Below are 12,708 nucleotides of genomic sequence, written 5' to 3'. Positions count from 1 at the left end.
CACATGCAATGGGAAGTTGTCATCGGGCTGGAGATCCATACCCAGCTCGCCACCCAGTCGAAGATTTTCTCCGGCAGCGCCACCACCTTCGGTTCCGAGCCGAACACCCAGGCCAGCCTGATCGACCTGGGCATGCCCGGCGTGCTGCCGGTGCTGAACCAGGAAGCGGTGCGCATGGCCTGCATGTTCGGCCTGGCGATCGACGCCGAGATCGGCCAGCACAACGTGTTCGCCCGCAAGAACTACTTCTACCCGGACCTGCCCAAGGGCTACCAGATCAGCCAGATGGAGCTGCCGATTGTCGGCAAGGGCCACCTGGACATCGCCCTTGAAGACGGCACCGTCAAGCGCATCGGCATCACCCGTGCGCACCTGGAAGAAGACGCCGGCAAGAGCCTGCACGAAGATTTCGCCGGTTCTTCCGGGATCGACCTGAACCGTGCCGGCACCCCGCTGCTGGAAATCGTGTCCGAGCCGGAAATGCGCAGCGCCAAGGAAGCCGTGGCCTACGTCAAGGCGATCCACGCCCTGGTGCGCTACCTCGGCATCTGCGACGGCAACATGGCCGAAGGTTCGCTGCGTTGCGACTGCAACGTATCGATCCGGCCGAAGGGCCAGGTCGAGTTCGGCACCCGCTGCGAGATCAAGAACGTCAACTCGTTCCGCTTCATCGAGCGCGCGATCAACAGCGAAGTACAGCGCCAGATCGAGCTGATCGAGGACGGCGGCAAGGTCATCCAGGAAACCCGCCTGTACGACCCGAACAAGGACGAAACCCGCTCCATGCGCAGCAAGGAGGAAGCCAACGACTACCGTTACTTCCCCGATCCGGACCTGCTGCCGGTGGTGATCGAGTCGGCCTACCTCGACGACCTGCGCACCACCCTGCCGGAGCTGCCGCCACAGAAGGTCGAGCGCTTCCAGAGCCAGTACGGCCTGTCGGCCTACGACGCCAACGTGCTGGCGTCCAGCCGCGAGCAGGCGGAGTACTTCGAGAAGGTCGCGGCCATCGGCGGCGACGCCAAGCTGGCGGCCAACTGGGTCATGGTGGAGCTGGGCAGCCTGCTGAACAAGCTGGGTGTCGAGATCGACCAGGCGCCGGTGACTGCCGAGCAACTGGGCGGCATGTTGCTGCGCATTCGTGACAACACCATCAGCGGCAAGATCGCCAAGACCGTGTTCGAAGCGATGGCGGCGGGTGAAGGTGATGCCGACCAGATCATCGAGGCCCGCGGCCTGAAGCAGGTGACCGACAGCGGCGCGATCGAGAAGGTGCTGGATGAAATGCTCGCGGCCAACGCCGAGCAGGTCGAACAGTACCGTGCGGCGGACGAAGCCAAGCGCGGCAAGATGTTCGGCTTCTTCGTCGGCCAGGCGATGAAGGCCTCGAAGGGCAAGGCGAACCCGCAACAGGTGAACCAACTGCTCAAGAGCAAGCTCGAAGGCTGATCGCTGCGCTTCTTCCTGTAGGAGCGTGGCTTGCCCGCGAAGGACCGCGCAGCGGTCCCAGAATCTTATGGCTGCCACTATTCTGGGACCGCTACGCGGTCCTTCGCGGGCAAGCCACGCTCCTACAGGGGATAGCCCAACTCCAATGGAGCATCCTGATCAATGTGGCGTCCCCTAAGCGCCCTGGCGCTGTTCACCTTCCTTGCCGGCTGTGCCAGCCACGACATCGACCCCCGCGGCTACGATGAAACCGGCACCGCTTCTTTCTATGGTTCCCGCCATCACGGCAAACGCACCGCCAGCGGCGAGCCGTTCAACCAGCATGGCCTGACCGCCGCCCACCGTACCCTGCCCTTCGGCACCCGGGTCATGGTGACCAACCTGAAAAACGACCGCAGCGTGGTGGTCCGCATCAACGATCGCGGCCCCCATACCCGTGGCCGTCTGATCGACCTTTCCAAAGCCGCCGCCCAGCAACTGGACATGATCCGTAGCGGAACGGCGCGAGTCCGGGTACAAAGCCTGAGCGACTGATTCTGTTCTACGGGAGCACGACCATTTTCAACCTGGCCGCTTTACCCACCTTCAGCCTGCTGCAACTGGCCAGCGGCCTGATCCTCCTGATTCTCGGCGCCGAGCTGCTGGTGCGTGCCGCCCTGCGCATCGCCGCCAGCCTGCACGTGCGCCCGCTGATCATCGGCCTGAGCCTGGTGGCCTTCGGCAGCAGCGCGCCGCAACTGACCGTCAGCCTGCAGGCCGCCTACACTGGCGCGCCGGACGTAGCGCTGGGCAGCGTGATCGGCAGCAATATCTTCAATGTCCTGGTGATCCTCGGCCTCGCCGCGCTGATCATCCCGCTGCGGGTCTCGCGCCAACTGGTGCGCCTGGATATCCCGCTGATGATCGGCGCCAGCCTGCTGGTCTACCTGCTGGCCCTGAACGAGTTCATCGGGCGCTGGGAGGGCGCGCTGCTGCTGGCCGGCCTGGTGGCGTACCTCGCCATGCTCTGGCATCAGTCGCGGCATTACGCTCGCACTTACCCGGCACCCAACCCGCGGGTCGACCGGGGCATCGGCTTCTGGTTCGGCAGCCTGCTGCTGATGCTGCTCGGCCTCGGCCTGCTCAGCCTGGCCGGGCACCTGCTGCTGGAAGCCGCCGTGGAAGTGGCGACTGACCTGGGCCTGTCGGAACGGGTAATCGGCCTGACCGTGGTCGCCGTGTGCACCTCGCTGCCGGAACTGGCCACCTCGCTGATCGCAGCGATTCGCGGCGAACGGGAAATCGCCGTGGGCAACGTGATCGGCAGCAACCTGTTCAACCTGCTGGCAGTGCTCGGCCTGACCGCCGTGCTGGCACCCGAGCCGCTGTCTATCTCGCCCAATGCCCTGGACTTCGACCTGCCGGTAATGCTCGGCGTCGCCGTGCTGACCCTGCCGGTGTTCTATTCCGGCTACCGGGTCACCCGCGCCGAGGGCCTGGTGTTCCTCTGCCTGTATCTGGCCTACGGCCTGCACGTGGTGGCCTTCACCACCGGCATGCCGCTGGCCAATCGTCTGGAGCAGTTGATGCTGTTCTATGTTCTGCCAGTGCTCGCGGTATTGCTGACTTACACCACAGCCCGCGCCTGGCGCCGCCAACACTAAGGAAAACAACATGGGTGAGACGAAGAAAACCGGCGAGCAGGTTCGCCGCCAGGTCATGGGCGATGTGTTCGTCGATCGCGCGCTGGGCAATGCCACCGAATTCACCGCGCCATTGCAGGCGTTCGTCAACGAGCATGCCTGGGGCAGCGTCTGGAGCCGCGAAGGCCTGCCGCTGAAGACCCGCAGCCTGATCACCCTCGCCGCCCTGACCGCGCTGAAATGCCCGCAGGAACTCAAGGGCCACGTGCGTGGCGCACTGAACAATGGCTGTAGCGTGGAAGAGATTCGCGAAGCCCTGCTGCATTGCGCAGTCTATGCGGGCGTACCGGCGGCGATCGATGCGTTCCGCGCGGCCCAGGAAGTGATCGACGCCTGGCAACAGGACTGATCGAGCACTTCCCGGAACGGGTCGTCAGGCCTTAGGCGCGACGACCCTTGGTCAGTTTGTAGGCAATCCACAACACCAGCAGCCAGACCGGAATCAGCCCGACCGAGATGCGCGTGCCTTCGGTCATCGCCATGACCACCAGGATAAAGGCGAGGAAGGCCAGGCACAGGTAGTTGGTCATTGGGTAGCCGAGGCTCTTGTAGAAGGTCTCGTGCTTCTGCGCCGCCTTGGCCTTGCGGAATTTCAGGTGGGTGATGCTGATGATGCCCCAGTTGATCACCAGCGACGCGACCACCAGCGCCATCAGGAAGCCGAAGGCCTCGCGTGGCATGAAGTAGTTGATGACCACGCACAGCCCGGTAGCCAGCGCGGAAATGCCCAGTGCTACCAGTGGCACGCCCTTGTCATTGACCTTGAGCAGCGACTTTGGCGCATCGCCCTGGGTCGCCAGGCCGAACAGCATGCGGCTGTTGCAGTACACGCAGCTGTTGTAGACCGACAGCGCAGCGGTCAGGACCACCAGGTTGAGCACCGTGGCCACGGCGTTGGCGTTGAGGTCGTGGAAGATCATCACGAACGGGCTGCCGCCATCGACCACTTTCTGCCACGGGTACAGCGCCAGGAGTACGGCCAGGGCACCCACATAGAACAGCAGGATGCGGTAGATCACCTGGTTGGTAGCACGCGGGATGCTGTGGCGCGGGTTATCGGCTTCAGCTGCGGTGATACCCACCAGTTCCAGGCCGCCGAAGGAGAACATGATCACCGCCATGGCCATCATCAGGCCGGTGGCGCCATGGGGGAAGAAGCCACCGTGCTGCCACAGGTTGGCGACGCTGGCGTCCGGGCCGCCATTGCCGCTGAACAGCAGATAACCGCCGAAGCCGATCATGCCGAGGATGGCCACCACCTTGATCAGGGCGAACCAGAACTCCATCTCGCCGAAGACCTTCACCTGGCTGACGTTCATCAGGTTGATGATGACGAAGAACACCGCCGCCGTGACCCAGGTCGGAACGCCCGGCCACCAGTACTGGATGTAGACGCCGACGGCGGTCAGCTCGGCCATGCCCACCAGCACGTACAGCACCCAGTAGTTCCAGCCCGACATGAAGCCGGCGAACGGCCCCCAGTAGCTGTGGGCGAAGTGGCTGAAGGTCCCGGAGACCGGCTCTTCCACCACCATCTCGCCGAGCTGGCGCATGATGAAGAAGGCGATTAGGCCGGCGATGGCGTAGCCCAGCAGCACCGAGGTGCCGGCCATCTGGATGGTCTGGGCGATACCCAGGAACAGCCCGGTGCCGATCGCCCCGCCCAGGGCGATCAACTGGATATGGCGATTTTTCAGGCCGCGATGCAAACGCTCGGGCGTGATCTGGTCTTGCATGAAGTGTCCTCGGACGTGAGAGGCAGTGTTGGAGTTGTTTTTTGCGCGAAGGATCTAGATCCACCCGCCCCACTGCAATAGGAATATTCCGATATTGGTTGTCACAGCGGCGGCAAGGGTCGTGATCACGATGATCGATGCCGCCAGTTCATGGTTGCCGTTGGACGAGCGGGCCATTACGTAGCTGGCCGCAGCCGTCGGGCTGCCAATATAAAGGAACAGGATGCCCAGTTCCGCCCCGCGAAAGCCGCATAGCCAGCCGCCGAAGGTGAAGATCAGCGGCAGCCAGACCATCTTCACCAGGCTCGCACTCACCGCCATCCGTCCACTGGCGCGCAACGACGCCAGCGACAGGGTGCCGCCGATGCAGATCAGCGCCAGCGGCAAGGTCATCTGCGCGATGTAGTCGGCGGAGGTGAGCATCCAGTTCGGCAGCGCCACCTTGGCGTAGGCCAGTGGCGTTGCCAGCAGCACGCTGATGATCAGCGGGTTGCGCAGGATGCTCTTGAAGATGCTCCATGGGTCCGACTTCAGGCTCGGGCTGTACACCGCCAGCACCACCACCGACAGCGAGTTGTAGAGCAGGATCACCAGCCCGGCGAGGATCGCGCCGAGGGAAATACCGTAGTCGCCGTACATGCTGGCCGCCAGCGCCAGGCCGATCACCCCGTTGTTGCCGCGAAACGCGCCCTGGGTATAGATGCCGCGATCTTCCTTGGGGCAGCGCCAGATGGCAATCAGCCAGGCCAAGGCGAAACTGCCGAAGGTGGCGGCGATGAAGTACAGCAGCAGGCTCGGTTTGACGGCGGCGTCGAGGTCGGCGTGGTAGATGCCGAGGAACAGCAGCGACGGCATGCACACGTTGAAGACCAGCGACGAGGCGACCTGGATGAAGTTGTCGTTGATCGCATCGATGCGACGCAGCAGCACGCCCATGAACAGCATCGCGAAGACCGGTGCCGTGATGTTCAGGGTCTGGATGAAAAGGGCGAGCATGCGGGGGGATTTCCGTGGGCCTGTCGTTAGGGGGCTAATGATACGCCAGTGCAGGGCTCAGGGATGGGGGTTTGTGGATGAAATGCCAGAATTTCGGCGATTTTGAGGGCCTCATCGCTGGCAAGCCAGCTCCCACAGGACTTGTGGGAGCTGGCTTGCCAGCGATGAGGCCCTCAAGGGCAATAAAGAACTCAGCGCCGAACGGGCCGCTTCTGCAACTTGCGCTGCAACGTCCGCCGGTGCATGCCCAGGGCCCGGGCCGTGGCGGAGATATTGCCCTCGTGCTCGCTCAGCACGCGCTGGATGTGCTCCCATTGCAAACGGTCCACCGACATCGGGTTTTCCGGCACCAGGCTATCCAGGTCGCCATGCTGCGAGGCCAGCGCCGCCAGCACATCGTCGGCATCCGCCGGCTTACACAGGTAGTTGCAGGCGCCGCGCTTGATGGCCTCCACCGCCGTGGCGATGCTGGAGTAGCCGGTGAGGATCACCACCTTCATTTCCGGGTCCAGCTCCAGCAGCTTGGGCAGCAGCACCAGGCCGGAGTCGCCTTCCATCTTCAGGTCCAGCGTGGCGTAGTCCGGAATATCCTGCTGGGCCAGGACCAGCCCCTCCTCCGCCGAACTCGCGGTGCTGACACGGAAGCCGCGGCGAACCATGGCGCGGGCCATCACCCGGGTAAAGGTCGCGTCGTCGTCGACCAGCAGCAGGTGCGGCAGGTCTTCACCTTCAGCCTGGATTTCATCACTCATCACACGTCTCCTCGCGCGTCACGGGGCAGGCGCAGCTCGGTCAGCGTGCCGCCCTCTTCGTGACTATAGAGTTTTACCGAGCCGCCAGCACGGGTAACGCTGGCCTTGCTCAGGAACAGGCCCAGGCCGAAGCCCTTGCCCTTGGTGGTAAAGAAGGGTTTGCCGATCTGCTCGGCGATGGCCACCGGCACGCCGGGACCGTGGTCGCGGATGCTGATGACGATATCGGTGGCATCCCAGTCCAGCCGGACCTCCAGGCCATCTGGGCAAGCATCAGCGGCGTTGTTCAGCAGGTTCAGCAGGGCCTGGGTCAGGTCCGGCGGCGGCGCCAGGTGCGGTACCAGGCCCTGGCCGAGGCGCTGGAAGCGGTAGCTGGCTTCCGGGCGCATCAGGTGCCAGCGGTTCAGCGACTCGTCCATCCAGAAGGTCACCGGCTGCTCTTCCACCGCCATCCGGCGATTGGCCTCGGCGGCGCGGACCAGTTGCTGCAAGGTGTGCTTGCATTGCTTGACCTGCTCCTGGAGCACCGCCAGGTCGTCCTGCAGCAGCGGATCGGTGTGGTCCTGACGCATTTCGTTGATCAGCACGCTCATGGTCGCCAGCGGCGTGCCCAGTTCATGGGCGGCGCCAGCGGCCTGGGTGGCCACGGCCAGCAGTTGCTGGTCGCGCAGGCCTTCTTCACGGCGCTGGGCCTGGAAGGCTTCCTGGCGGCGCAACTCCTCGGCCATCTTGGCGGCGAAGAAGGTGATCACCGCCGCCGCCAGGGCAAAGCTCAGCCACATGCCGTAGATCTGCATCTTCTCCCGGGCCATGGGGAAGGTATCCAGCGGATAGAACTGCACCAGCAGCAGGGTGTAGGCCACCAGCGCGATACCCGAAAGGATCAGCGAATAGACCCATGGCAGGGTCACCGCAGCGATCGCCAGGGGCACCAGGTAATACGAGACGAAGGGGTTGGTCGAGCCGCCGGAGAAATACAGCAAGGCACTGTGGATCAGCAGGTCGCAGGCCAGTTGCACCGCGTATTCCAGCTCGGTCACCGGCAGCGAGGCGCGCAGGCGCAGGGCGGTGACCAGGCACAGGACCATGGAGAAGCCGAGGGTGACGCTCAGCGCCAGCCAGGGCAGTGGCAGCAGTTCGGTCCAGTAGGCAACCGCGACCGAACCGGCCTGGGCAGCCAGCACCAGGGTGCGGATGAACGTAAGGCGCCAGAGGTTCTGGCGGGTAGCAGACAACATTTGCATAGTGACCGGGGCGAGCATGAGCTCTCCTGATGAGTGCTCCAGGTAAACCGGGGCGAAGTATACCGAAGCGACGTCCGCGACTGCAGCAATGCGGCAACTCGCCACACCGTGCCAAGGCTAAATGATAGCGATTTGGAACCTTGGTGCTACTTTCAAGGTCAGACAGGGTCTGCGTGGCGCACAGGATCGTACTGGCCACGCCCATTTTTCAAGGAGTCATGCATGAATACCCCACGCCGTAGCGCCAAAGCCCTGCTGGCCGCCAGCCTGCTGGTCAGCCTCCCCGTTCTGGCGGACGAGCCGCGTTACAACCAGATTTCCCTGCGTGCCGAAGCGAGCAAGGAAGTGGCCCGGGACCTGATGGTCGTGACCCTCTACAGCGAAGCGCAGAACACCGACCCGGCCAAGCTTGCTGCCGAGATCACCACCACCCTGAACAAGGCCCTGGAACAGGCGCGCCAGGTCAAGGACGTGAAGATCAGCCAGGGCAGCCGCAATGCCTACCCGATCTATGACGACAAGGGCCAGAAGATCACCGGCTGGCGCGAACGTGCCGAACTGCGTCTGGAAAGTGCCGACTTCCCGGCCTTGTCCAAGCTGACCGGCGAGCTCCTGCAACAGCTGAAGATGGGCGGCATGGACTTCGCCATCGCCCCGGCCACGCGCAAGACCAGCGAGGATGCGCTGATCAAGGATGCGGTGGACGCGTTCAAGGCCCGGGCACAGATCGCCACCGAGGCACTGGGTGGCAAGGGCTACAAGGTGGTCAGCCTGAACCTCAACAGCAGCGGTTATCCACAGCCGTACATGCGTGCGCCGATGATGATGAAGGCCAGCATGGATGCCGAGGCGGCGCCGTCGCCGCAGGTCGAGGCGGGGACCACCCAGGTCAGCGTCAATGCGGATGGCACCATTGAAGTGCAGATGCCCTGAGTGACCTTGGGCCGGTGCATGGCCGGCCCTTCTCGATTGCCTGTGAAGGCCTCATCGCTGGCAAGCCAGCTCCCACAGTGACCGCGTGCACCGCTGAACCTGTGGGAGCTAGCTTGCCAGCGATGAGGCCCTCAAATTCAACACACATCTCGAAAATTTCGCCAATTCCCGCCAAGCAAACGTTCAACTCGCACAAAGTTACACAATCGCGACATCCTTGTACGAACGTTCCGAAATTACTGTCAGAAGCTATCCTCAACCGTTGCATCAGGTCCAGTACCTGCATAAGTATCCGCGGGTCGGCCCACAAGGCCGCCCTCAGATCACAATGACAACAATGAGGCCACCATGCTGAAAACCGCAGTCATTCCGTTCCTTGTCGGCGCAGGTTTGCTCGCCGCTACCCCGGCCGCCCAGGCCGCTTCCAACCTGGTCTACTGCTCCGAAGGCAGCCCCGCCGGCTTCGATCCCGGCCAGTACACCACCGGCACCGACTTCGATGCCTCGTCCGAGACCGTGTTCAACCGCCTGGCCCAGTTCGAGCGCGGCGGCACCCAGGTCATCCCCGGGCTGGCCACCAGTTGGGACGTTTCCGACGACGCCCTGACCTATACCTTCCATCTGCGCGAAGGGGTCAAGTTCCACACCACCGACTACTTCAAGCCGACCCGCGAGTTCAACGCCGACGACGTGCTGTTCACCTTCAACCGCATGCTCGACAAGGACATGCCGTTCCGCAAGGCGTACCCCACCGAGTTCCCGTACTTCACCGACATGGGCATGGACGCGAACATCAAGCAGGTCGAGAAGGTCGACGAGCACACCGTCAAGTTCACCCTCAACGAAGTCGACGCCGCGTTCATCCAGAACATCGCCATGAGCTTCGCCTCGATCCAGTCCGCCGAATACGCCGACCAGTTGCTCAAGCAGGGCAAGGCCGCGGACATCAACCAGAAGCCGATCGGCACCGGCCCGTTCGTGTTCAGCAAGTACCAGAAGGACGCGCAAATCCGCTTCAAGGGCAACAAGGACTACTGGTCGCCCGGCGAAGTGAAGATCGACAACCTGATCTTCGCCATCACCACCGACGCCTCGGTGCGCATGCAGAAGCTGAAGAAGAACGAGTGCCAGGTCACCCTGTTCCCGCGCCCTGCCGACCTCGAATCGCTGAAGGCCGACCCGAACCTGCAGATGCCGCACCAGGCCGGCTTCAACCTCGGCTACATCGCCTACAACGTGATGGACAAGATCAAGGGCAGCAACGAGCCCAACCCCATGGCCCAGCTCAAGGTGCGCCAGGCCCTGGACATGGCGGTGAACAAGCAGCAGATCATCGATTCGGTGTACCAGGGCGCCGGGCAGCTGGCGGTCAACGCCATGCCGCCGACCCAGTGGTCCTACGACGAGACCATCAAGGGCACCGAGTACAACGTCGAGAAAGCCAAGGCCCTGCTCAAGGAAGCCGGGGTCAAGGAAGGCACCGAGATCACCCTGTGGGCCATGCCGGTACAGCGCCCGTACAACCCCAACGCCAAGCTGATGGCCGAGATGATCCAGTCCGACTGGGCCAAGATCGGCATCAAGGCACGCATCGTCAGCTACGAATGGGGCGAGTACATCAAGCGCGCCAAGGACGGCGAGAACGGCGCCATGCTGATCGGCTGGAGCGGCGACAACGGTGACCCGGACAACTGGCTCGGCACCCTGTACGGCTGCGACGCGGTCAACGGCAACAACTTCTCGCACTGGTGCAACAGCGACTACGACAAGCTGGTCAAGGACGCCAAGCGCATCCCCGACCAGGCCAAGCGCACCGAGCTGTACAAGCAGGCCCAGCACATCCTCAAGGACCAGGTGCCGATCACCCCGATCGCCCACTCCACGGTCTACCAGCCGATGCGCAAGAGCGTCGAGGACTTCAAGATCAGCCCCTTCGCCCTCAATGACTTCTACGGCGTCAGCGTGAAGCCATAACCGCCTGCCAGGGCTGCGGCCAATGCCGCAGCCCTGGCCCAGAACAACAGCTGGTTGATGGCACATCGGTTACTTGTCCGAAATTTCCTCAACACAGTCGGAAAGCTCCCACCCCAACTTGCTCCCTGTGTACCTCGTCGGAAGCCCTGTCCCCACTTACCGTGGGAACGGTGCCCGTGCCCCGTCAGCGAGGATTCGCTGCGTGCCGCGGAAACTTCCAATAACGACTACAAGACAGGGAATTCCCATGCGTAAGACGTCTCTCTTCGCCGCCTTGCTAGGAGCCGGTCTGCTGGCCCATTCGCCCTTCGGCCTGGCCAAGGGCAGCCTGGTATTCTGCTCGGAAGGCAGCCCTTCCGGCTTCGACACCGCGCAATACCAGAGCGGCACCGACAACGACGTGTCCGAGCCGCTGTACAACCGCCTGGTGGAGTTCGAGCGCGGGGCCACGGTGGTGGAACCGTCGCTGGCCACCGACTGGAGCATTTCCGATGACGGCCTGGTGTACACCTTCAACCTGCGCCCCGGGGTGAAGTTCCACAGCAACGCCGGTTTCAAGCCGAGCCGCGATTTCGACGCCGACGACGTGGTGTTCACCTTCAGCCGCATGCTCGACCCGACCCACCCTTTCCGCCTGGCTTACGGCACGGTGTTCCCGTACTTCAGCGCCATGGGCATGGACAAGACCATCGCCAAGGTGGAGAAAAGCGGCCCGATGAGCGTGACCTTCACCCTCAACCACCCCGACGCCGCGCTCTTGCAGAACCTCGCCATGAGCTTCGCCTCGGTGCTCTCCGAATATGCCGAACACCTGCTGGCCCGCGGCACGCCGTCGGACATCACCGACAAGCCCATCGGTACCGGCCCCTTCGTGTTCACCCGCTACCAGAAGGACACCCAGATCCGCTATCGCGGCAACACCGAGTACTGGGCCCCGGAGCAAGTCAAGCTGGACAACCTGATCTACTCCATCAACGTCGATCCGTCAGTCCGGGTGCAGAAGCTGCGCAAGGGCGAATGCCAGGTGAGCATCCACCCGCGCCCCGCCGACCTCGAGGCCTTGCGCCGCGACGAAAACATCAACCTGATCGAAAAGCCCGCCTACAACCTCGGCTACATCGCCTACAACACCCGGCACAAGCCGTTCGACCAACTGGAAGTCCGCCAGGCCCTGGACATGGCGGTGAACAAGGAGGCGATCATCAAGACCGTGTTCCAGGGCGCCGGCCAGGTGGCGGTGAACACCATGCCGCCGACCCAGTGGTCCTACGACGAGAGCATCGCCGACGCCCCTCGCGACCTGGAAAAAGCCAAGCAGATGCTGCGCGACGCCGGGGTCAAGGAAGGCACCGAGATCACCCTCTGGGCCATGCCCGTGCAGCGCCCGTACAACCCCGATGCCCGCCTGATGGCGCAGATGCTCCAGGACGACTGGGGCAAGCTCGGGCTGAAGGTGAACATCGTCAGCTACGAATGGGGCGAATACCTCAAGCGCGCCAAGAACGGCGAGCACGACACCCTGCTGATCGGCTGGACCGGCGACAACGGCGACCCGGACAACTGGCTCGGCACCCTGTACGGCTGCGATGCCATCGGCAGCCACAACCACTCCATGTGGTGCGACCCGCAATACGACGCCCTGATGAAAAAGGCCAAGGGCACCAACGACCGCGAGCAGCGCAGCGAGCTGTATCGCCAGGCCCAGCACTACATCAAGCAGAACGTGCCGATCACCCCCATCGCCCACTCCACCGTCGCCCAGCCGGTGAGCACGCGGGTGGAGGGATACCTGGTCAGCCCGTTCGGCAAGACCACGTTCCGCGACGTTGGCATCGACTGACCGGCGCAGTACGGATCACGGCCCACCGGCCGCGATCCGCAGCACTGGCCGACGGGTCCACGAGGCCCGCCGGTCCATCGAGAAGAACAAGAAAGGAAGTAT

At 63.5% G+C, this 12,708-nt stretch carries 11 protein-coding genes; 7 read left to right on the top strand and 4 right to left on the bottom strand.

Annotated elements, in window-relative coordinates:
• The first annotated feature begins 3 nt into the window (after positions 1-3).
• From gatB to PSEMO_RS30595, 4 genes are all read left to right on the top strand, one after another.
• Positions 4-1,449 (top strand): Asp-tRNA(Asn)/Glu-tRNA(Gln) amidotransferase subunit GatB, encoded by a 1,446-nt coding sequence (gatB, locus tag PSEMO_RS30610; protein WP_075806597.1) that lies wholly within the window; start codon positions 4-6, stop codon positions 1,447-1,449.
• 162 nt (positions 1,450-1,611) lie between these two features.
• Positions 1,612-1,983 carry a septal ring lytic transglycosylase RlpA family protein gene (locus tag PSEMO_RS30605; protein WP_075806596.1) on the top strand — a complete coding sequence of 124 codons (372 nt, stop codon included), beginning with the start codon at positions 1,612-1,614 and terminating at the stop codon, positions 1,981-1,983.
• Positions 1,984-2,048: 65 nt separating this feature from the next.
• Complete coding sequence (locus PSEMO_RS30600; RefSeq protein WP_075806595.1) at positions 2,049-3,092, top strand: calcium/sodium antiporter; 1,044 nt, start codon at positions 2,049-2,051, stop codon at positions 3,090-3,092.
• A 10-nt stretch (positions 3,093-3,102) separates the two neighbouring features.
• Complete coding sequence (locus PSEMO_RS30595) at positions 3,103-3,480, top strand: carboxymuconolactone decarboxylase family protein (RefSeq protein WP_075806594.1); 378 nt, start codon at positions 3,103-3,105, stop codon at positions 3,478-3,480.
• A gap of 31 nt (positions 3,481-3,511) precedes the next feature.
• Here the strand turns inward: PSEMO_RS30595 and PSEMO_RS30590 are convergent, their stop codons facing one another.
• The 4 genes from PSEMO_RS30590 to PSEMO_RS30575 all read right to left on the bottom strand — a co-directional run bounded on the left by PSEMO_RS30590 (position 3,512) and on the right by PSEMO_RS30575 (position 7,877).
• On the bottom strand, positions 3,512-4,867 hold the full coding sequence (locus PSEMO_RS30590; RefSeq protein WP_075806593.1) for an amino acid permease: 1,356 nt from the start codon (positions 4,865-4,867) through the stop codon (positions 3,512-3,514).
• 54 nt (positions 4,868-4,921) lie between these two features.
• Positions 4,922-5,863, bottom strand: a complete 942-nt coding sequence (locus tag PSEMO_RS30585; protein WP_075806592.1) for an AEC family transporter — start codon at positions 5,861-5,863, stop codon at positions 4,922-4,924.
• Between the two features lie 191 nt (positions 5,864-6,054).
• The gene (locus PSEMO_RS30580; RefSeq protein WP_075806591.1) at positions 6,055-6,615 is read right to left on the bottom strand and encodes a response regulator transcription factor; all 561 of its coding nucleotides are present in this window, start codon (positions 6,613-6,615) and stop codon (positions 6,055-6,057) included.
• A complete protein-coding gene (locus PSEMO_RS30575; RefSeq protein ID WP_075806590.1) occupies positions 6,615-7,877 on the bottom strand; it encodes an ATP-binding protein in 1,263 nt (420 codons plus the stop codon). Before PSEMO_RS30575 ends, PSEMO_RS30580 begins: the two co-directional genes overlap by 1 nt.
• 204 nt (positions 7,878-8,081) lie before the next feature.
• Here PSEMO_RS30575 and PSEMO_RS30570 point away from each other — a divergent pair, with 204 nt between their 5' ends.
• The 3 genes from PSEMO_RS30570 to PSEMO_RS30560 all read left to right on the top strand — a co-directional run bounded on the left by PSEMO_RS30570 (position 8,082) and on the right by PSEMO_RS30560 (position 12,606).
• Positions 8,082-8,792 carry an SIMPL domain-containing protein gene (locus PSEMO_RS30570; protein ID WP_075806589.1) on the top strand — a complete coding sequence of 237 codons (711 nt, stop codon included), beginning with the start codon at positions 8,082-8,084 and terminating at the stop codon, positions 8,790-8,792.
• 348 nt (positions 8,793-9,140) lie between these two features.
• Positions 9,141-10,766 carry an ABC transporter substrate-binding protein gene (locus tag PSEMO_RS30565; protein ID WP_075806588.1) on the top strand — a complete coding sequence of 542 codons (1,626 nt, stop codon included), beginning with the start codon at positions 9,141-9,143 and terminating at the stop codon, positions 10,764-10,766.
• A gap of 247 nt (positions 10,767-11,013) precedes the next feature.
• A complete protein-coding gene (locus PSEMO_RS30560; RefSeq protein ID WP_075806587.1) occupies positions 11,014-12,606 on the top strand; it encodes an ABC transporter substrate-binding protein in 1,593 nt (530 codons plus the stop codon).
• The last annotated feature ends 102 nt before the right edge of the window (positions 12,607-12,708 follow it).

Source organism: Pseudomonas putida, assembly GCF_001941965.1.
Taxonomy (GTDB): domain Bacteria; phylum Pseudomonadota; class Gammaproteobacteria; order Pseudomonadales; family Pseudomonadaceae; genus Aquipseudomonas; species Aquipseudomonas putida_L.
This window is presented reverse-complemented; position numbering and strand designations above follow the sequence as displayed.

Coding starts and splice junctions, on each gene's coding strand:
- PSEMO_RS30575 (WP_075806590.1), bottom strand. CDS start 7,877: ATGCTCGCCCCGGTCACTATGCAAATGTTGTCTGCTACCCGCCAGAAC.
- PSEMO_RS30560 (WP_075806587.1), top strand. CDS start 11,014: ATGCGTAAGACGTCTCTCTTCGCCGCCTTGCTAGGAGCCGGTCTGCTG.
- PSEMO_RS30580 (WP_075806591.1), bottom strand. CDS start 6,615: ATGAGTGATGAAATCCAGGCTGAAGGTGAAGACCTGCCGCACCTGCTG.
- PSEMO_RS30570 (WP_075806589.1), top strand. CDS start 8,082: ATGAATACCCCACGCCGTAGCGCCAAAGCCCTGCTGGCCGCCAGCCTG.
- PSEMO_RS30595 (WP_075806594.1), top strand. CDS start 3,103: ATGGGTGAGACGAAGAAAACCGGCGAGCAGGTTCGCCGCCAGGTCATG.
- PSEMO_RS30585 (WP_075806592.1), bottom strand. CDS start 5,863: ATGCTCGCCCTTTTCATCCAGACCCTGAACATCACGGCACCGGTCTTC.
- PSEMO_RS30590 (WP_075806593.1), bottom strand. CDS start 4,867: ATGCAAGACCAGATCACGCCCGAGCGTTTGCATCGCGGCCTGAAAAAT.
- PSEMO_RS30565 (WP_075806588.1), top strand. CDS start 9,141: ATGCTGAAAACCGCAGTCATTCCGTTCCTTGTCGGCGCAGGTTTGCTC.
- PSEMO_RS30605 (WP_075806596.1), top strand. CDS start 1,612: ATGTGGCGTCCCCTAAGCGCCCTGGCGCTGTTCACCTTCCTTGCCGGC.
- gatB (WP_075806597.1), top strand. CDS start 4: ATGCAATGGGAAGTTGTCATCGGGCTGGAGATCCATACCCAGCTCGCC.